The sequence below is a fragment of the Bradyrhizobium sp. USDA 372 genome (assembly GCF_053629095.1).
Genome location: NZ_JBRJHR010000001.1, coordinates 1420804 through 1438682, shown reverse-complemented (window position 1 = coordinate 1438682; position 17879 = coordinate 1420804). Strand labels below are relative to the sequence as shown.

General features: G+C 64.7%; 13 protein-coding genes and 1 riboswitch. Of the genes, 6 read left to right on the top strand and 7 right to left on the bottom strand.

Annotated features, from left to right (window positions below):
- Positions 1-17 precede the first annotated feature (17 nt).
- Both AB7M16_RS07105 and AB7M16_RS07100 read left to right on the top strand, forming a co-directional pair.
- On the top strand, positions 18-992 hold the full coding sequence (locus tag AB7M16_RS07105) for a hypothetical protein (RefSeq protein ID WP_453943482.1): 975 nt from the start codon (positions 18-20) through the stop codon (positions 990-992).
- 78 nt (positions 993-1070) lie between these two features.
- Complete coding sequence (locus AB7M16_RS07100; RefSeq protein ID WP_439366672.1) at positions 1071-2129, top strand: hypothetical protein; 1059 nt, start codon at positions 1071-1073, stop codon at positions 2127-2129.
- Between the two features lie 135 nt (positions 2130-2264).
- Here the strand turns inward: AB7M16_RS07100 and gcvP are convergent, their stop codons facing one another.
- Genes gcvP through gcvT form a run of 3 tightly spaced genes read right to left on the bottom strand, consistent with a single transcriptional unit; the run spans position 2265 to position 6674 of the window.
- Positions 2265-5132 carry an aminomethyl-transferring glycine dehydrogenase gene (gene gcvP, locus AB7M16_RS07095; protein ID WP_453943481.1) on the bottom strand — a complete coding sequence of 956 codons (2868 nt, stop codon included), beginning with the start codon at positions 5130-5132 and terminating at the stop codon, positions 2265-2267.
- A 17-nt stretch (positions 5133-5149) separates the two neighbouring features.
- A complete protein-coding gene (gene gcvH / locus AB7M16_RS07090; RefSeq protein ID WP_172782933.1) occupies positions 5150-5518 on the bottom strand; it encodes a glycine cleavage system protein GcvH in 369 nt (122 codons plus the stop codon).
- A 10-nt stretch (positions 5519-5528) separates the two neighbouring features.
- The gene (gene gcvT, locus AB7M16_RS07085; protein WP_453943480.1) at positions 5529-6674 is read right to left on the bottom strand and encodes a glycine cleavage system aminomethyltransferase GcvT; all 1146 of its coding nucleotides are present in this window, start codon (positions 6672-6674) and stop codon (positions 5529-5531) included.
- Between the two features lie 145 nt (positions 6675-6819).
- Positions 6820-6910, bottom strand: a riboswitch (glycine riboswitch).
- A gap of 233 nt (positions 6911-7143) precedes the next feature.
- Here gcvT and alaS point away from each other — a divergent pair.
- Entirely contained in the window at positions 7144-9822 is a 2679-nt protein-coding gene (alaS, locus tag AB7M16_RS07080) for an alanine--tRNA ligase (RefSeq protein WP_453943479.1), read from the top strand.
- A gap of 7 nt (positions 9823-9829) precedes the next feature.
- Positions 9830-11056, top strand: a complete 1227-nt coding sequence (locus AB7M16_RS07075; RefSeq protein ID WP_453943478.1) for a cyclic nucleotide-gated ion channel — start codon at positions 9830-9832, stop codon at positions 11054-11056.
- 4 nt (positions 11057-11060) lie between these two features.
- On the opposite strand, the gene AB7M16_RS07070 is transcribed toward AB7M16_RS07075, so the two are convergent.
- Complete coding sequence (locus tag AB7M16_RS07070; protein WP_453943477.1) at positions 11061-11561, bottom strand: DUF3455 domain-containing protein; 501 nt, start codon at positions 11559-11561, stop codon at positions 11061-11063.
- 124 nt (positions 11562-11685) lie between these two features.
- The gene (locus AB7M16_RS07065; RefSeq protein WP_453943476.1) at positions 11686-12900 is read right to left on the bottom strand and encodes an NADP-dependent isocitrate dehydrogenase; all 1215 of its coding nucleotides are present in this window, start codon (positions 12898-12900) and stop codon (positions 11686-11688) included.
- Between the two features lie 355 nt (positions 12901-13255).
- On the opposite strand from AB7M16_RS07065, the gene AB7M16_RS07060 reads away from it, so the two are divergent.
- Complete coding sequence (locus tag AB7M16_RS07060; RefSeq protein ID WP_453943475.1) at positions 13256-14455, top strand: TrmJ/YjtD family RNA methyltransferase; 1200 nt, start codon at positions 13256-13258, stop codon at positions 14453-14455.
- Positions 14456-14575: 120 nt separating this feature from the next.
- Here AB7M16_RS07060 and AB7M16_RS07055 read toward each other — a convergent pair whose 3' ends face one another.
- Both AB7M16_RS07055 and AB7M16_RS07050 read right to left on the bottom strand, forming a co-directional pair.
- Positions 14576-16279, bottom strand: coding sequence for an amidohydrolase (locus tag AB7M16_RS07055; RefSeq protein ID WP_453943474.1), 1704 nt, complete (start codon positions 16277-16279; stop codon positions 14576-14578).
- Positions 16280-16437: 158 nt separating this feature from the next.
- Positions 16438-17085 (bottom strand): TetR/AcrR family transcriptional regulator, encoded by a 648-nt coding sequence (locus AB7M16_RS07050; protein WP_453943473.1) that lies wholly within the window; start codon positions 17083-17085, stop codon positions 16438-16440.
- Between the two features lie 247 nt (positions 17086-17332).
- Here AB7M16_RS07050 and AB7M16_RS07045 point away from each other — a divergent pair, with 247 nt between their 5' ends.
- Complete coding sequence (locus AB7M16_RS07045) at positions 17333-17875, top strand: OsmC family protein (protein ID WP_027576569.1); 543 nt, start codon at positions 17333-17335, stop codon at positions 17873-17875.
- The last annotated feature ends 4 nt before the right edge of the window (positions 17876-17879 follow it).

The following is a 17879-nucleotide window of genomic DNA, read 5'->3' as shown; positions in this document are numbered from 1 at the left end:
TATTTCGAGAGGCAATCGTGTCACATTTGATCCTGGCAACGAACGATCGTGCGGAGGATACACTTCGCCGGTCCGGCGTTGCGAACGTCGCGCTCGGGTTCTATCCGCGTTTTGTCTGGAGGAAACTGCCTTCCGACGAGCGGCTTTTGAGGGGGCTGGAGCGCCGATCGGAGAAGCACTGCAATCCCGGCGATCATTGGCTCGATGACGTTTGTAGCGGCGCGCTCGACGGCTTCGGCACGCGCGATATCGGTTTGTTCGAGCTGTGTGCGAAGTTCGACTCGATTGAAATATGGGTTGATCCTCGGCCGAATGATCAGCTTGTGCTCGTCTGGCTGCTGGAGCTGCTCCGTCCCTACAAGGAGATCACCACGAAGCTGAGCCTTGTGCATGCGGACGACACTGTTGCCAACTATGCCCCGGAGTCTGTCGCAAAATGGAAGCTTCCGGCCTTCAAGGTGACCGAGAATCATTTGGTGACGGCAAGCCGCGCCTGGCGGGCCTATCGGGCTGACACGCCACAACCCTGTTTCGATCTGTTGATGACGGATCTGATGATCTTGCCGAGACTTCGATCGGCGCTGATTGCGGTGCTTGAAGAGCTTCCGGACAGCGTGACGGGACTCGGTGCAACTGAAATGGATCTGCTGGATTTTGTGAACGACGGGCAAACCGACCCGAGGCTCGTCGAAGATGCGAGATGGCTTCGCGATGTATTCGACGAAAACGACGCGCGTGACGCTTTGCTCGAACTGGGGGCGTATTCGGCGCCGCCGCTCTTGTTGGGCGATCCGGCGTTCGACAATGAGGACCGCTACTTCGGCAGGAGTGAGTGGAGGCTCACGCTGACCGAGCTCGGAGGTTCACTTCTCGCCCGTGAAGACGACATGTGGCGTCACAACCCGATCAAACGATGGTGGGGCGGGACCGAGTTGACCAACGAGCAGCTCTGGCGGTGGGATCGCGAATGCCGGTTGCTGGTGGCGCCCTAGGGCAGGTTCGTAGGGTGGACTAGTCTTGCTGAGTCATTCGGCCGCGCCGCAAGAAGTGTTATCGGTCAGGCAGCGCGGATGAGGCCACTGCATGATTATTGTACCGGCCTGATGCTGCCGGTGAACAAGGGCGCGTCGACGATGAAGCGTGTGATCCTGACCAGTTCGTCGGGCGTCGGCCTTGCCCTCGCCGATCGCGCCGACATGGTCATCCCGTTCATCTACCGCTTCGTTTCGGGGCCACTTCCCACCGCTGACCACCTCAACAGTTATCTCGGCGCGCGCGAGTCGTGGTTTGACGCAATGCACTGGTCGGATTGCGTCCGCGTCCGTCAATCGCCCCTTATCAGGCGCCCGGACCGGGCGGGTGGATTGCTCTGGGTCTGCGAAACCTATGGGGTCGATCTCATCGAACTATGGTTCGATCCCGAACCCAATAGTCAATTGCAGTTGATCTGGATCCTCGATTACCTGCGTTCCGAACCATCCATCACAGAGAAGCTGAGATTGCGACGCGTCGATTTCGACCTGCGCGAAGCAGATCCCTCAGAGCTTCGCCGTCGTGATGTGCAGCAGTTCGATATCGCAGAAAGCGATTTTGAGATCGCCAGGATGGCCTGGGAGGCCTACCGCGCGCCGACGCCCGAGCTTTGCGCCGGGCTGCTCGGCAGGCCGCTCGGCAAGCTGTCTTTCCTGAAGCCGGCCATGAAGGACCTGCTCGCAGAACTGCCGTCGCCGGCGACGGGACTGGGGGCGACGGAGACGCGGCTTCTCGAGCGGATTGCGGGCGGCCACAATCGTACCGATGAGCTGTTTCGGCCGGGCGCGCTGGGAACACGCGTGTTCGATCAGTGGGAGCTGGGCGCGCTGCTCGAAGGGCTCGCTTTTGGCCCGGCGCCAGCGGTCGCGGGTCTGGACGGCAAGCTGGCGACACTCGATCCGGACAACGCGAGAAGCCGCAATGCTGCCTTTCGCCGGAGCCGGCTGTCGCTGACTGAATTTGGCGAAGCGGTCCTGGCGGGCCGGGAAGATTTTCGCAGTCACAACCCGATCAAGCGCTGGTGGGGCGGCGCGCTTCTGACCAACGAACGGCTGTGGCGGTGGGATGGCGAACGCCGGTTGCTGGTTGCGCCGTAGAGGCACATTCAGTGTTGTAGGGTGGATTAGCCGAAGGCGTAATCCACCGTTGTTTATCTCCGCGAAAGCTGAAGTGGTGGGTTACGCGGGCGGCCTGCGCTTCGCGCGACCGCCCGCTAACCCACCCTACAAATCCTACTCCGCGGCTTCTGCGTAATCGCTGACCGGCGGGCAGGAGCACACCAGGTTACGATCACCATAGACGTTGTCGACACGGCCGACCGGGCACCAATATTTATCGGTGCGCGAGACGCCGTCGGGGAAGCAGCCCTCGCTGCGGGTATAGGCGCGCTTCCAATCGTCGTCCGCGATGTCGTGCACGGTGTGCGGGGCGTGGCGCAGGGGCGAGGCTTCGATCTTGAAGCGGCCGGCCTCGACCTCCGCAATCTCCTTCCGGATCGCGATCATGGCATCGCAGAAACGATCGAGCTCGGCCTTGGATTCCGACTCGGTCGGCTCGATCATCAGCGTGCCCGGCACCGGGAAGCTCATGGTAGGAGCGTGGAAGCCGTAATCGATCAGGCGCTTTGCGATGTCGTCGACGGTGACGCCGCTCGTCGTCTTCAGCGGACGCGGATCGACGATGCACTCATGCGCGACGCGGCCCTTCTCGTTCTTGTAGAGCACCGGGAAATGCGGATCGAGACGCGCTGCGATGTAATTGGCGTTGAGGATCGCGATCTCGGTGGCGCGCTTCAGGCCTTCACCGCCCATCATCAGGATGTAGATGTAGGAGATGGTGAGGATCGAGGCCGAGCCGAACGGCGCGGCCGAGACCGGACCGACCGGCGCATCCGCTTGCGTCGTCGGGTGTCCGGGAAGGAACGGGGCGAGATGCGCCTTGACGCCGATCGGGCCCATGCCGGGGCCGCCGCCGCCATGCGGGATGCAGAAGGTCTTGTGCAGATTGAGATGGCTGACGTCGGCGCCGTAATCGCCGGGCCTGCTGAGGCCGACCTGCGCGTTGAGGTTGGCGCCGTCGAGATACACCTGGCCGCCATGGCCGTGCACGATGTCGCAGATCTCGCGGATGTGCTCCTCGAACACGCCATGGGTCGAGGGATAGGTGATCATCACCGCGGCGAGATCGTTCGAATGCTTCTCCGCCTTGGCGCGGAGGTCATTGACGTCGACGTCGCCGTTCTTCTCGCAAGACACCACCACCACGTCCATGCCGACCATCGCGGCCGAAGCCGGATTGGTGCCGTGGGCGGAGGAGGGGATCAGGCAGATCTTGCGATGGCTTTGTCCGCGCGCGGCATGGTAGCCACGGATCGCCAAAAGCCCGGCATATTCGCCCTGCGCGCCCGAATTCGGCTGCAGCGAGATCGCGTCATAGCCGGTGATGTCGCAGAGCCATTTCTCCAGCCGCGCGAACAGCGCGTGGTAGCCCTTGGCCTGCTCGCGCGGGGCGAACGGATGCAGCGTGGCAAATTCCGGCCAGGTCAGCGGCATCATCTCGGTGGTCGCATTCAGCTTCATGGTGCACGATCCCAGCGGGATCATGGCGCGGTCGAGTGCGAGGTCGCGATCACTGAGCTTGCGCATGTAGCGCAGCATCTCGGTCTCCGAGCGATGCGCATGGAAGACCGGATGGGTCAGGAAGGCCGTGACGCGCTTCAATTCGTCCGGCAGCGCCTCGCGCGTCTCGGCGTCGATCTCGGCATAGGCAAGCTTGCCGCCGAAGGCGCGCCAGACCGCTTCGACCGTCGCGGGCGTCGTGGTCTCGTCGAGCGCGATGCGAAGCGCGGTATCACCCACGCCGAGATTGATCTTCTCGGCGCGCGCGCGCGCGACGATCTCCTCGCGCTTGCCGCCGGTATCGAGGCTGAGCGTGTCGAAGAAGGTCTCGCTGTCAGGCGCAAAGCCCAGCTTGCGCAAGCCGGTTGCGAGCACGGCGGCGCGGCGATGCACGTTGCGTGCGATCTGTGCCAGACCCTCGGGGCCGTGATAGACCGCATACATCGACGCGATCACGGCGAGCAGCACCTGCGCGGTGCAGATGTTGGAAGTCGCCTTCTCGCGCCGGATGTGCTGCTCGCGGGTCTGCAGCGCGAGCCGATAGGCAGGCATCCCGCGCGAGTCCACGGACAAGCCGACGATGCGGCCGGGCAGCGAGCGCTTCAGCGCATCGCGCACCGCCATATAGGCCGCGTGCGGTCCGCCATAGCCCATCGGCACGCCAAAGCGCTGCGCCGAGCCGATGGCGATGTCGGCGCCTATTTCGCCGGGCGAGGCGAGCAGTGTGAGCGCCAAGAGGTCGGCGGCAACGATGGCGAGCGCGCCCTTGGCCTTCAGCGCGGCGATCGCGGGCCTGAGGTCGCGCAGCGCGCCCGAAGAGCCCGGATATTGCAGCAGCGCGCCGAGCACGTCTGATTTGTCGAGATCGGTGAGGGGGTCGCCGACGACCAGAGACCACCCCAGCGGCTCGGCGCGGGTGCGCATCACCGCCAGCGTCTGCGGATGCACGTCCTTGTCGACGAAGAAGGCCTTGGCCTTGACCTGCGAGTGGCGCTCGGCGAGCGCCATGGCTTCGGCCGCCGCGGTGGCTTCATCGAGCAGCGAGGCGTTGGCGACGTCGAGCCCGGTGAGGTCGCAGATCATGGTCTGGAAGTTGAACAGCGCTTCCAGACGGCCCTGGCTGATCTCGGGCTGGTAGGGCGTGTAGGCCGTGTACCAGGCCGGGTTCTCCAGGATATTGCGCTGGATCACCGCGGGCAGGATGGTGCCGGAATAGCCCTGGCCGATCAGCGAGGTGAAGACCTGGTTCTGGCTTGCGAGCTCGGCCATATGCGCGATCGCCTCGGTCTCGCTCAGCGGCTTGCCGAGATCGAGCGGGGAGGTCTGCCGGATCGAGGCCGGCAGCGTCTCCGCCATCAGTGCATCGACGCTCTTGGCGCTGACGGCCTCCAGCATTGCGGTGACGTCGCGCGCGGATGGGCCGATATGGCGGCGAACGAAACTGGCGGCGGTGTCGCCGTTGGTCTTGCGGTGCGCGGTCATCGCTTGCTCCATCGTCCTTAAGCCGTATGCGCCTTGTAGGCGGCTTCATCCATGAGGCCGCCGAGCTCGCTTTTGTCGGCAATCTTGATCTTGAAGAACCAGGCCGCGCCTTGCGCATCCGAATTGATCAGCGCCGGCTCGGCGGCGAGCGCCTCGTTGGTCTCGAGCACTTCGCCCGTAACAGGGGCGTAGACGTCGGAGGCGGCCTTCACCGACTCCACGACGGCGGCGGCTTCGGCTTTCTTCAAGCTGCGGCCGACCTTGGGCAATTCGACGAACACGACGTCGCCGAGCTGCTGCTGCGCGTAGTCGGTAATGCCGACCGTGGCGGTGTCGCCGTCGATGGCGAGCCATTCATGGTCGGAAGTGTACAGCGTCGTGGTCATTGTCTCGTCCTCAGCGTTTGTAGGTGTTTTTCACGAAGGGCATGGCGGCGACCTGCACGGGTAAGCGCTGGCCGCGCACTTCGGCAAAGAGCTTTGTGCCGAGCGCAGCGAGGCTCACAGGCACGTAGCCCATCGCGACCGGCGCGCTCAGGCTCGGGCCGAAACCGCCCGACGTGACTTGTCCGATCGGCTCGCCACCCGCAGCGTCGGCAAACAGCAGCGCGCCCTCGCGCACCGGCGCGCGGCCCAGGGCGAGCAGGCCGACGCGGCGGCGGGATGCGCCGTTATCGAAATGGGCGAGGATCTTCGCAGCGCCGGGAAAGCCGCCGGCGCGCGCTCCGCCGGTGCGGCGGCTTTTCTGCACCGACCATTCCAGCGCGGCCTCGACCGGCGTGGTCGTGGTGTCGATGTCGTGGCCGTACAGGCAGAGCCCGGCTTCCAGCCGCAGGCTGTCGCGGGCTCCGAGGCCAATCGGGAGCACGTCGGGATTTGCCAGCAGCATTTTTGCGAGGCGTTCGGCATCGCCTGATGGAACCGAGATCTCGAAGCCGTCCTCGCCGGTGTAGCCGGAGCGCGAGACGAAACACTTGATGCCGGCGACCTCGTGCGGCCCGGCGTCCATGAATGTCATGGCCGGCGCCTCTGCACAGAGTTTCGCCAGCGCCGCTTCGGCCTTTGGACCCTGCAGCGCGATCAGCGCGCGGTCGGCAAGCTGCTCGATCACGCAGTCGTCGGACAGGTTGGCGCGCAGATGTGCCTCGTCCTCGGCCTTGCAGGCGGCGTTGACCACCAGGAACAGGTGATCGCCGAAATTGGCGACCATGAGGTCGTCGAGAATGCCGCCGTCTTCGTTGGTGAACTGGGCGTAGCGCTGCCGCCCCGCGGCGATCGCCACGATATCCTGCGGCACTAGCCGCTCCAGCGCGCGGGCAGCGTCTTCCACCTTGCCGGACTTCGGCCGAAGCGAGAGCTGGCCCATGTGGGAGACGTCGAACAGGCCCGCTTTGGTGCGGGTATGGAGGTGCTCCTTCAGCACGCCCGCGGGGTACTGCACGGGCATGTCGTAGCCCGCGAACGGCACCATCTTGCCGCCCAGGGACACGTGGAGGTCGTAGAGGGGGGTACGTTTCAGGGAGTCTTGGTCGTGTGCTAGCATCTTGAGGGCCCTCGGCGGTTCCCCGGGGAGGATTCCCCGATGGACACCAGTCGAAGCCCCATCTGTCGCTGTGCCTGAGAGTATTATCCCGTCGGCGGACGCTGTCCGGGTCTACACCCGTCGGCGCCTCTTTCCAGATGCTGTCAAAGCCACGCGGTCCTTTTGCCTGAGAGTTTCCGGGGCGGTTGCTCCTTCGGCGCCGGCTAAAAGTAGCCGGTCTCTCCCGACGTGGCCGTACGATACAAATGGGTAGAGACCACAGGGGAGCCAAGCCTGTCAACGCGTCCGCACGTCCTATCCAACGGGATTGCAAGGGGATTGAGCGCCTGCGGCAACCCTCTGATCTCCCTGCACAGTTTCTGGACAGCGAAGCTGGCCTTGTCTAAAAGCGCTTTGGCCCGCAGATATCAGCCTGAACGGTCCGGTTTGGACGGCGAGAAGCGGGCCCAAGCATACCGATTGGATGAACATGAGCGGCGTCAACGAGATCAGGTCGACCTTTCTGAACTACTTTGCCGAGAACGGCCACGAGATCGTGCCGTCCTCGCCACTCGTGCCGCGCAACGACCCGACGTTGATGTTCACCAATGCCGGCATGGTGCAGTTCAAGAACGTGTTCACCGGCGTCGAGAAGCGGCCCTACCAGCGCGCCACCACCTCGCAGAAATGCGTGCGCGCCGGCGGCAAGCACAACGACCTCGACAATGTCGGCTACACCGCGCGCCATCTCACCTTCTTCGAGATGCTCGGCAATTTCTCGTTCGGCGATTACTTCAAGGAGCGCGCGATCGAGCTCGCCTGGAAGCTGATCACCAAGGAGTTCGGGCTGAAGAAGGACAAGCTGCTCGTCACCGTCTATCACACCGACGACGAGGCGGCGGGTCTGTGGAAGAAGATCGCCGGCTTCTCCGAGGACCGCATCATCCGCATTCCGACCTCGGACAATTTCTGGGCGATGGGCGACACCGGGCCGTGCGGCCCGTGCTCGGAAATCTTCATCGACCGCGGCGAGCACATCTGGGGCGGGCCCCCGGGCTCGCCGGAAGAGGATGGCGATCGCTTCCTCGAATTCTGGAATCTCGTGTTCATGCAATACGAGCAGGTGACGAAGGAGGAGCGCGTCGGTCTGCCGCGTCCCTCGATTGACACCGGTATGGGCCTGGAGCGCATGGCCTGCATCCTCCAGGGCGTCGAGAGCGTGTTCGAGACTGACCTGTTCCGCAACCTGATCGAGGCCACCGCGTCCGCGCTCGGCAGCGGCCCGACCGCGCAGAATGCCGCCTCGTTCCGCGTCATCGCCGACCATTTGCGCTCCTCGGCCTTCCTCGTCTCCGACGGCGTGCTGCCCTCGAACGAGGGCCGCGGCTATGTGCTGCGCCGGATCATGCGCCGCGCGATGCGCCATGCGCAGCTGCTGGGCGCCAAGGAGCCGTTGATGCACCGGCTGGTCTGGGCGCTGGTTCGCGAGATGGGCCAGGCCTATCCGGAATTGATGCGCGCGGAAAAGCTGATCGAGGAAACGCTGCGGCTGGAAGAAACCCGCTTCCGCAAGACTCTTTCGCGCGGCTTGGCCATTCTCGACGAGAAGAGCGCGTCCTTGAAGAAAGGCGACATGTTCGACGGCGACGTCGCCTTCACGCTGTACGACACCTACGGCTTCCCGCTCGACCTGACGCAGGACGCGCTGAAGTCGCGCGGCATCGGCGTTGACCAGGCGGCGTTCACCGACGCGATGGAGCGCCAGAAGGCCAAGGCGCGCGAGTCCTGGAAAGGCTCGGGTGAGGCCGCGTCCGAAGCGATCTGGTTCCCGCTGCGCGAGAAGCTCGGCGCCACCGAATTCCTGGGCTACGAGACCGAGAGCGCCGAAGGCGTGGTCTCCGCGCTGGTCAAGGACGGCGCCGAGGTCACGAGCCTCAAGGCCGGCGAGACGGGCGCGCTTCTGCTGAACCAGACGCCGTTCTATGCGGAGTCGGGCGGCCAGGTCGGCGATACCGGCGTGCTCTCGGGCGAGGGCGGCATCAAGGTCCGCGTCACCGATACGCAGAAGAAGCTCGGCGATCTCTTCGTCCATATCGGCACGGTCGAGAGTGGCGAGTTGAAGCTCGGCACGGCGCTGCAGCTCGAGGTCGATCATTCCAGGCGCTCGACCATCCGCGCCCATCACTCCGCGACCCACATCATCCACGAGGCGCTGCGCCAGGTGCTCGGCGATCACATCGCCCAGCGCGGCTCGATGGTCGCGCCGGACCGGCTGCGCTTCGACTTCGTGCATCCGAAGCCGATCACGGCCGAGGAGCTCGCCCGGGTCGAGGACATCGCCAACGACGTGGTGCTGGAGAACGACGAGGTCACCACGCGCGTCATGGGCGTCGACGAGGCCCGCGAGGCCGGGGCGCGCGCGCTGTTCGGCGAGAAATATGGCGACGAGGTCCGCGTCGTCTCGATGGGCAGGACCGCGCGCGAGCGCGGCGCCAACGCGCTTGGCTGGTCGGTCGAGCTCTGCGGCGGCACCCATGTCAAGCGCACCGGCGATATCGGCCTGATCACGGTCACGAGCGAAAGCGCGGTCGCCTCCGGCGTGCGCCGTATCGAGGCGTTAACGGGCAACTACGCGCGAAAACACGCCAACGACACCATGGCGCTGGCAAAGACCGCGGCGAACGAGCTGCGCACCTCGCTCGACGACGTGCCGGCGCGCATCGCCGCTCTGATGGAGGAGCGCAAGAAGCTCGAGCGCGAGCTCTCCGACGCCCGCAAGAAGCTGGCGATGGGCGGCGGTGCCTCCGCCGGCAACGGCGCAGCGTCGGGTGTGCGCGAGGCCGGCGGCGTCAAGCTGATGGCGCGTGCGGTGGAAGGCATCGAGATGAAGGATCTCAAGAGCCTTGCCGACGACGGCAAGAAGCAGATCGGCTCGGGCGTCGTCGCCATCGTCGGCGTCACCGAGGACGGCAAGGCCGGAATCGTGGTCGGCGTCACGCAGGACCTCACCGCGCGCTTCAACGCCGTGAATCTCGTGCGCATCGCCTCCGAGGCGCTCGGCGGCAAGGGCGGCGGCGGCCGGCCCGATATGGCCCAGGCCGGCGGCCCCGATGGCGCCAAGGCGTCCGAGGCCTTGAGCGCGATCGAAAAAGCGATGGCAGGCGCGTAAGGCCGCCATGCGCCTCGTTCCGCGAGGACGTGGGCTTTCCGATCCGGACTTGAGGGATCGCCTCTACGAATTGCTGGAGCACGACCCCTTGGCCTATTCGGTCGGGTCGCGCTTCATCCAGCTGATCATCGCCGTCATCGTGCTCAACGTCGCCGCGATGATCCTCGCCTCGGTGCCGGAGCTCGACGCGCGGTTCGGCATGCTGTTCGCGGGCATCACCGTCCTCGCGGTGATCGTGTTCGCGCTGGAATATGCGGCGCGGTTGTGGACGGTGGCGGGGCATACCCAGCGCAAGGGGTCGGCGCTGTCCGACCGGCTGGGCTATGGCTTCTCGGCACTCGGCATCATCGATCTCATGGCGTTCCTGCCGGCGGCAATCGTGCTCGCGACGGGACGGCACGCGACGTTGGCAGCGCTCGGCGTGCTGCCGTTCTTCAAGCTGATACGGTACTCGCCGGCGATGCGCTCGCTGCTCGCCGCTGTGCATGCCGAGCGGCGCGCGCTGATCGGCTGCATCGTCATCCTGATCGGCGCCGTCCTGACCTTCGCCTCGCTGCTCTACGCCATCGAGCGCGACGTGCAGCCCGACAAGCTCGGCACCATCCCGCAAGCGATGTGGTGGGCGATCGTGACGCTCGGCACCGTCGGCTATGGCGACGTCGTGCCGGTGACGCCGCTCGGCAAGTTCGTCTCGACCTTCGCGATCATCTCAGGCTTTGCCATGATCGCGCTGCCGGTCGCGATCATCTCCTCCGCGTTCGCCGAAGAGGTGAAGCGGCGCGATTTCGTCGTCACCTGGGGCATGCTGGCGCGGGTGCCGCTGTTCTCGCACCTCTCCGCCGCGGAGATCGCCGACATCATGCGCCTATTGCGCGCGCGCACCATCGAGCAGGGCGAGATCCTGGTGCGGCGGGGCGATGTCGCCTCGTCGATGTATTTCATCACCGCCGGCGAGGTCGAGATCGCGCTGCCGAACCAGCATGTGCGCCTCGCCGACGGCACCTTCTTCGGCGAGATCGCGCTGCTGCACAAGACCAAGCGCAGCGGCACGGTAACGGCAACGCGCAAGACGCGGCTGCTCGTGCTCGACGCGCAGGACTTCCATGCCCTAATCGCGCGCATGCCGACGCTGGCCGCCCACGTCCACGAGACCGCGAAGGCGCGGCTCGCCGACACCGGCGACCTCGCGCTCGCGGAGCTCGCGCAGGCGAAGAAGGGAGGCACCGACCGCTGAGCGGTCAGCCCTTCTTCAGGAAGACGTAATCGGCCGCGTAGGGCGCGGTTTTGAATTCGCCGGCCTTGTCGCAAGCGCCGTCGAGCTTGCCGCCATGGGTGTTGATGCGCTGGACCGTGGTGACCGGCGTCAGCGTGCCGCTGCCGCGGCGGGCGGCGACTTCCAGCTTGAGCCACGGGATATCGGCAGGCGTTGCGCCCGGTGCGTTGCCGACGGCCTTGCCGACCACGGCGCTACCGTCGGCGAGCTCCCAGTTCGGGCCGGCATAGTGGCGGCCAACGGTCTTGCCTTCAGACAGCAGCGTCGCGACGGGCTCGCGGAAGGCCCAGGCGAGCTTGCCGTCGGGGGCTGACTTGCACTCATAGACCTGCGCGCCCTCGGCGTGGACGCTGAGCACGATGGTCTCGCCGGGGGCGGCGATGGCGTTGGGTAGCGGCTCGGCGGCCAGCGCAGGGGCACTCGCCAGCGCGAAGACCGCGAACGCAACGCTCATGAATGATGGCATGCACGGTCCTCGATCAACGGTCTCGTCATTGCGAGGAGCTCTTGCGACGAAGCAATCCAGACTGTCCCCGCGGAGGGATCTGGATTGCTTCGCTGCGCTCGCAATGACGGGTGGAGCAGGTAGCTTACGCCGCCAGCTCCTTGGTCAGGTTCTCGGCGACCTTGTCGAGGAAGCCGGTGGTCGAGAGCCAGCGCTGGTCGGCGCCGACCAGCAGCGCGAGGTCCTTGGTCATGTAGCCGGCCTCGACGGTGTCGACGCAGACCTTCTCCAGCGTGGCCGCGAACTTGGCGAGCTCGGGGTTGTTGTCGAGCTTGGCGCGGTGGGCGAGGCCACGGGTCCAGGCGAAGATCGACGCGATCGAGTTGGTCGAGGTCTCCTTGCCCTTCTGGTGCTCGCGGTAGTGACGGGTCACGGTGCCGTGGGCAGCTTCCGCCTCAACGGTCTTGCCGTCGGGGGTCAGCAGCACCGAGGTCATCAGGCCGAGCGAGCCGTAGCCCTGCGCGACCGTGTCGGACTGCACGTCGCCGTCGTAGTTCTTGCAGGCCCAGACATAGCCACCGGACCACTTCAGCGCCGAGGCGACCATGTCGTCGATCAGGCGGTGCTCGTAGGTCAGGCCCTTGGCGTCGAACTCCTTCTTGAACTCGCGGTCGAAGATGTCCTGGAAGATGTCCTTGAAGCGCCCGTCATAGACCTTGAGGATCGTGTTCTTGGTCGACAGGTACACCGGGTAATTACGGAGCAGGCCGTAATTGAAGGAGGCGCGGGCGAAGTCGATGATGGAATCGTCGAGATTGTACATCTCCATCGCGACGCCGGCGCCGGGCGCCTTGAACACTTCCTTCTCGATCACGGTGCCGTCCTCGCCGACGAACTTCAGCGAGAGGGTGCCCTTGCCGGGGAACTTGATGTCGGTGGCGCGGTACTGATCGCCATAGGCGTGGCGGCCGATGATGATCGGCTTGGTCCAGCCGGGAACCAGGCGCGGCACGTTCTTGCAGATGATCGGCTCGCGGAAGATCACGCCGCCGAGGATGTTGCGGATGGTGCCGTTCGGCGACTTCCACATCTGCTTGAGGTTGAACTCCTTCACCCGGGCCTCGTCGGGGGTGATGGTGGCGCACTTGACGCCGACGCCGACCTTCTTGATCGCCTCGGCGGCGTCGATGGTGACCTGATCGTTGGTGTGGTCGCGGTATTCCATGCCCAGGTCGAAATAGAGCAGCTCGACATCCAGGAACGGGCTGATCAGCTTGTCCTTGATGTACTGCCAGATGATCCGGGTCATCTCGTCGCCATCGAGTTCGACGACGGGATTGGATACCTTGATTTTTGCCATGATCGGGGAAGCCCTCTTGGGAACGGCGCTTTTGGCGCGCCAACGTGAATATCCGCCGCCTCTTAGCACCGCCGCGCGGCGGGCGAAAGCCAAGGGATTATGCACTTTTAGCTCATCCAGCTTGCGCAGGCGGGAAGCGGCGGGCCGGGCCGCTTCCGGGTCCGGCCTCACGTTCCAGGCGAGTTTCAAAAGTTGAATCCAAGCCGTTATTTCTCTTGAGAATTTTGTCAGGACGGGCAAACGACAGGCGGACAGCGCCCGGGCCGGCCCAAGACCAGTTCGAACGACCGGCTTGAATCAATTCCTGAAGACGGCCTCGCCAAGGCCTTGAGAGACAGTGTGAAAGCAAAGCGAGATGTCGGGGACTGACAAGAGCAAGGCCGGCCTTTCCCTCGACGGTCCCATCGTGATCCTGGTCGAGCCGCAGCTCGGCGAGAACATCGGCATGGCCGCGCGCGCCATGGGCAATTTCGCCCTCGACCGCTTGCGCATCGTCAATCCCCGGGATGGCTGGCCCAACATCGCGGCCCAGCGGGCGGCGGCCGGCGCCGACCACATTCTGGAAAAGGTCGAGTTGTTCGGCACGGTGGAAGAGGCGGTCGCCGATCTCGACCTCTTGTTCGCCACCACCGCGCGCCCCCACGACCAGGCCAAGCCGGTGATCGGGCCGGAGGCCGCAACGGCCGAGATCGCCGGGCACGTCGCGACCGGCGGCAGGGCCGGCATCCTGTTCGGCCGCGAGCGCTGGGGCCTGACCAACGAGGAGGTCGGGCTCTCCAACCGCATCATCACCTTCCCGGTCAATCCGGGCTTTGCCTCGCTCAACCTCGCCCAGGCCGTGCTGCTGATCGGCTATGAATGGTTCAAGCGGGCGACATCCGGCGAACTGCCGCACGCCATGCCGGAGCGCTCCGAGCGCGCCTCGCAGCACCAGATGCAGGCCTTCTTCGACAACCTCGTGCGTGAGCTCGACAAGGTCGAGTTCCTGCGGCCTGCCGAGAAGCGCGACACCATGCTGGTGAACCTGCGCAACATCTTCACCCGGATGGAGCCGACCAAGCAGGACATGCACACCCTGCACGGCGTCATCATGGCGATTGCCGAGGGGCGCAAGGGCCCGGCCAAGGGCGGCGTGCTCGACGGCGAGCAGGCCACGCGCCTGCGCGCGCTGCTGGCCGAGCACGGGCAGGGCGGCGGTGTCCCCGACAGCGGCTCGACCGTGCGCGGCCTCGCCCGCCTGCTCCGCCGCAACCCGACCGACGCCGAGCGACTGTTGTGGCAGGCGCTCACCCGCGACCGCCGCTTCGCAGGTGGGTTCAAGCGCCAGACCCCGGTGGGGCGCCACATCCCGGACTTCGTCTCGTTCCCGCACCGGATCGCGATCGAGCTGGTCAATCCCGGCGAGGGGGAGGCGATCGCAGCGGACCGGGCGGGGCGGCGGGCGTGGCTCGAGGCGCGGGACTATCGCGTGCTCGACATTCGCGCGGCGGATGTGGAGCGGGATCTGGAAGCGGAGCTGGTGCGGCTGCAGGGGATGATGGAGCAGGGAGTTTAGGTTGCGTCACGCGCCGCTGTTGTAGGGTGGGCAAAGGCGTTCTTACGCCGTGCCCACCATGTCTCTGCAAACATGAAAAAAGTCGTGGGCACAGCGCTGCGCCTTTGCCCACCCTACGACTCAGCGCTGAAACACAACCTTGCCGCCCACGAGCGTCATGTCCGCTTTGATGTCCTTGATCTGCTCCTCCGGCACGATTGTGTAGTCGGCGGAGAGCACCACGATGTCGGCAAGCTTTCCGGGCTCAATGGTCCCCTTGCGCTCCTCATCGAACGTGTAGCGCGAAGCCGCGCTGCTGTAGAGCCGTAGGGCCTGCTCGCGCGTGATGGCTTCTGCCGAGCCGTAGACGTTTCCGTTGGGGTCCTTCCTGGTGACCATGATGTACATGTTGAGGAAGGGATTGATCGGGTTCACGGGAAAATCCGTGCCGGCGCCGAGGCTGTTGAGCCCCATTTTTTCGATCAACGTCCGGGTCGGTACGGCGCGGTCAGCGGTCGCTTTCCCGAGAAATCGTTCGACGGTGGCTGCCTTGTCCCACATGAAAACGTTCTGGAAATCGATGCGCACTCCCAGCTTTTGCGCGCGCTCCATCTGTTCTGGCCGGATCAGGCTGGCGTGAATGAGGACGAAGCGACGGTCGCGGATCGATTTTTCCTTGTCCACCGCCTCGAATGCATCGAGCACCTGGTCAATACCAAGGTCACCCACCACGTGAACACCGACACGCCAGTCATAACGGTTGCAGATGGAGATGAGTTGCTTCAGCCGCTCGGGCGTTTGCTGCGCAATGCCATGGTAGTTGTCATGTGAATCGGGATACACGTCGCGCATGAGCGCCGTCTTCAGCGTCATGCCGCCGTCGTAGAAGATCTTGATGCCGGCGAACTTGAGCCAATCGTCGCCGAAACCCGAGGAGGCTCCGTTGCCTGCGATGATCGCCTCCCAGGCGGTCAGATCGGCCGGGGGCTCGGGCCGAAACATCGCGCCGGTGCGCAAAGTGGCTTTTCCGGACGCGACAAGCTTCCGCAAGATGCGGATGTCGCGCGCCTCTGTCGCTCCCTCGACCACGCTGGTGATGCCGAAGCTGTTCAGTACGCCTTCTGCAATGGTGAATTGTCGGATTTCGTCGTCTTCTGTCCAGGGCGGTACGGCCTTCTCGACCCGATCGATCGCTGTCTCCACAAGCAGGCCGGTCAATTCGCCGGCGGCGTCGCGCTCAAACTTTCCCCCACTTGGGTCCTCGGTGGTCTTGTCGATTCCGACCCGCTGCAGAGCCATCGTATTCGCCATCGAGAAGTGCCCGACAGTGCGCAGATAGACCGGATTGTCTGGAGCGACGCTGTCGATTTCCTGCCTCGTGAGATAACGCTTCTCGGCCAATTGGGAAGGCGGATGCCACGCGCCACCTACAATCCACTCGCCCGGCTTCTTCTTCGCAGCAAATGCCTTGATAGCCTCGAGTGCTTCCGCGACCGTCTTGGCTCGGCCCATGATGACGACGTAGTCGCCCAGACCAGCGGCCTTGAAGTGAGCGTGTGTATCGATCAATCCAGGGATGACGGTCTTGCCCGACACATCGATCACGCGGGTCCGGGCGCCCGCAAGCGCCCTTATCGAAGCACTGGATCCGGTTGCCAGGATCTTTCCATCTGCGACGGCCACCGCCTCCGTGACCGTCGATCGCTCGTCCAGCGTCAGAACCTTTCCGTTGATGAGGACCAGGTCAGGCGCGCTGAGCTCCGGCCGCTGCGCCTCAACATCCGCGATGCCCGCGATCCACATACTCGTGGCAACGATTGCGAACGCCGTTATCTTGCGAACCATGACGTCCCCTTGGATCTTGTTTTTGCTGGACGAAGATTTTCAAGGGTAGCTTTGATCGAACATGGGTTCAACGCTTCTCGATGCTCGGCAGCGGAGCGCAATCCCGGACGGTGTTCCCGCATCCGCTGCGCTCCATGCGGGCTACGAGACCAGCGCGTTTAGACCGCCTCCAGCTGTTCCGCTGCGCGCTTCTTCTTCGCCTTGGCCTGGCCGAGCAGGGGGCCTGCGGTAAGTGCGGCCGTATCCGCCACCCCCGGGTCGCGCGAGATCATCGCGGCGACGATGGCGCCGTCGATGATGAGGCCGAGCTGATGCGCCAGCACCGCGGGCTCGGCTGAGCCGAGCTCGCCGGCGAGCTTCTCGATGTGGCCGAGCACGATCTTCTTGTGCTTCAGCGCGATGTTGCGGAACTGTTTTGCGTCCTTGTCGTGCTCGCCGACGGCGTTGATGAAGGGGCAGCCGTAGAAGCGCTCCTCGGCGAACCAGCTCTTCAGTGCGGGGAAGATGCGCGTCAGCTTTGCCTGCGCATCGCCGCCGCCTTGCTCCATGGCGCCGATGAACCATTCGCGCCATTGCTTGCCTTCGCTCTCCAGCACCGCGTTGACGAGGTTGGTCTTGGAGCCGAACAATTTGTAGAGCGTGGTCTTGGCGGTGCCGGCCTCCTCGATGATCGCATCGATGCCGGTGGCGTTGATGCCGTTCTTGCAGAACAGATGCGTCGCCGCGCTCAAGAGGCGACCGCGTGCCGACTCGTCCTCGGCGGCGGCAGTATGGGGCGAATTCTTTCTCGATGACGTCTTTGCCATGGACTCAAACTTACCCGCAGCCGTGCCGCATCAGCAAGCCGCATCTGTTTCGCGCTGAAAAGATTCGCAGAGCCTGGCCGGTCTGCATCGCCTTTGAGCAAGGACCGGCTGACCAATCCGCAGGCAGGAAGGCTTAAGCGGCTCCAAAGCTTCGCCTTTTGTTTTTCGCGGGCTCTGGCACGCTCCATGCAAGGAAACAGACCGTTCGGTATCCTGCCGATTTCCACTTCTGCCAGGGAGAAGACTGATGACTGCCGTCGTTCAGAAGACAGTGCTGACGGGGTGCCTCGCGCCCATCGACAAGAACGGGCTCGAGCAACTGATTGCCAACGGCAAGGCAAATCCGAAGGTCATCAAGACCTTGAAGTGCAAGACGGTCGCGGAAGGCAAATTCCGCCACGCCAACTATATCCGCAACCTGCCGCCCTACATCGTCGACGAGCCGCCGGGTCTGCTCGGTGACGACACTGCGCCCAATCCGTCGGAAGCCTCGCTGGCCGCGCTCGGCTCGTGCCTTGCGGTCGGCCTGCATGCCAACGCCGTGCACCGCGGCTGGATCGTCAACAAGCTCGAGCTCGAGCTCGAAGGCGATCTCAACATCACCGCGGTCTGGGGCACCGGCGACACCTCCGACAAGCCGGTCGGATTCACCGACGTCCGCGTCAAGGTCGACATGGAATGCGAGGGCATCTCGCCGGACGAGATCAACGCGCTGGTCGCCCATGTGAAGAAATGGTCGCCGGTCGCCAACACCTTCACCCGGCCGGTCAATCTCGAGGTCGGCATCTAGCAGA

Excerpts from the sequence above, each read along its gene's own strand:
- AB7M16_RS07050 (WP_453943473.1), bottom strand. The coding sequence starts at position 17,085 with ATGGCAAAGACGTCATCGAGAAAGAATTCGCCCCATACTGCCGCCGCC.
- AB7M16_RS07055 (WP_453943474.1), bottom strand. The coding sequence starts at position 16,279 with ATGGTTCGCAAGATAACGGCGTTCGCAATCGTTGCCACGAGTATGTGG.
- AB7M16_RS07075 (WP_453943478.1), top strand. The coding sequence starts at position 9,830 with ATGCGCCTCGTTCCGCGAGGACGTGGGCTTTCCGATCCGGACTTGAGG.
- AB7M16_RS07100 (WP_439366672.1), top strand. The coding sequence starts at position 1,071 with ATGAGGCCACTGCATGATTATTGTACCGGCCTGATGCTGCCGGTGAAC.
- gcvT (WP_453943480.1), bottom strand. The coding sequence starts at position 6,674 with ATGCTAGCACACGACCAAGACTCCCTGAAACGTACCCCCCTCTACGAC.
- AB7M16_RS07070 (WP_453943477.1), bottom strand. The coding sequence starts at position 11,561 with ATGCCATCATTCATGAGCGTTGCGTTCGCGGTCTTCGCGCTGGCGAGT.
- AB7M16_RS07045 (WP_027576569.1), top strand. The coding sequence starts at position 17,333 with ATGACTGCCGTCGTTCAGAAGACAGTGCTGACGGGGTGCCTCGCGCCC.
- AB7M16_RS07065 (WP_453943476.1), bottom strand. The coding sequence starts at position 12,900 with ATGGCAAAAATCAAGGTATCCAATCCCGTCGTCGAACTCGATGGCGAC.
- gcvH (WP_172782933.1), bottom strand. The coding sequence starts at position 5,518 with ATGACCACGACGCTGTACACTTCCGACCATGAATGGCTCGCCATCGAC.
- AB7M16_RS07060 (WP_453943475.1), top strand. The coding sequence starts at position 13,256 with ATGTCGGGGACTGACAAGAGCAAGGCCGGCCTTTCCCTCGACGGTCCC.
- alaS (WP_453943479.1), top strand. The coding sequence starts at position 7,144 with ATGAGCGGCGTCAACGAGATCAGGTCGACCTTTCTGAACTACTTTGCC.
- gcvP (WP_453943481.1), bottom strand. The coding sequence starts at position 5,132 with ATGACCGCGCACCGCAAGACCAACGGCGACACCGCCGCCAGTTTCGTT.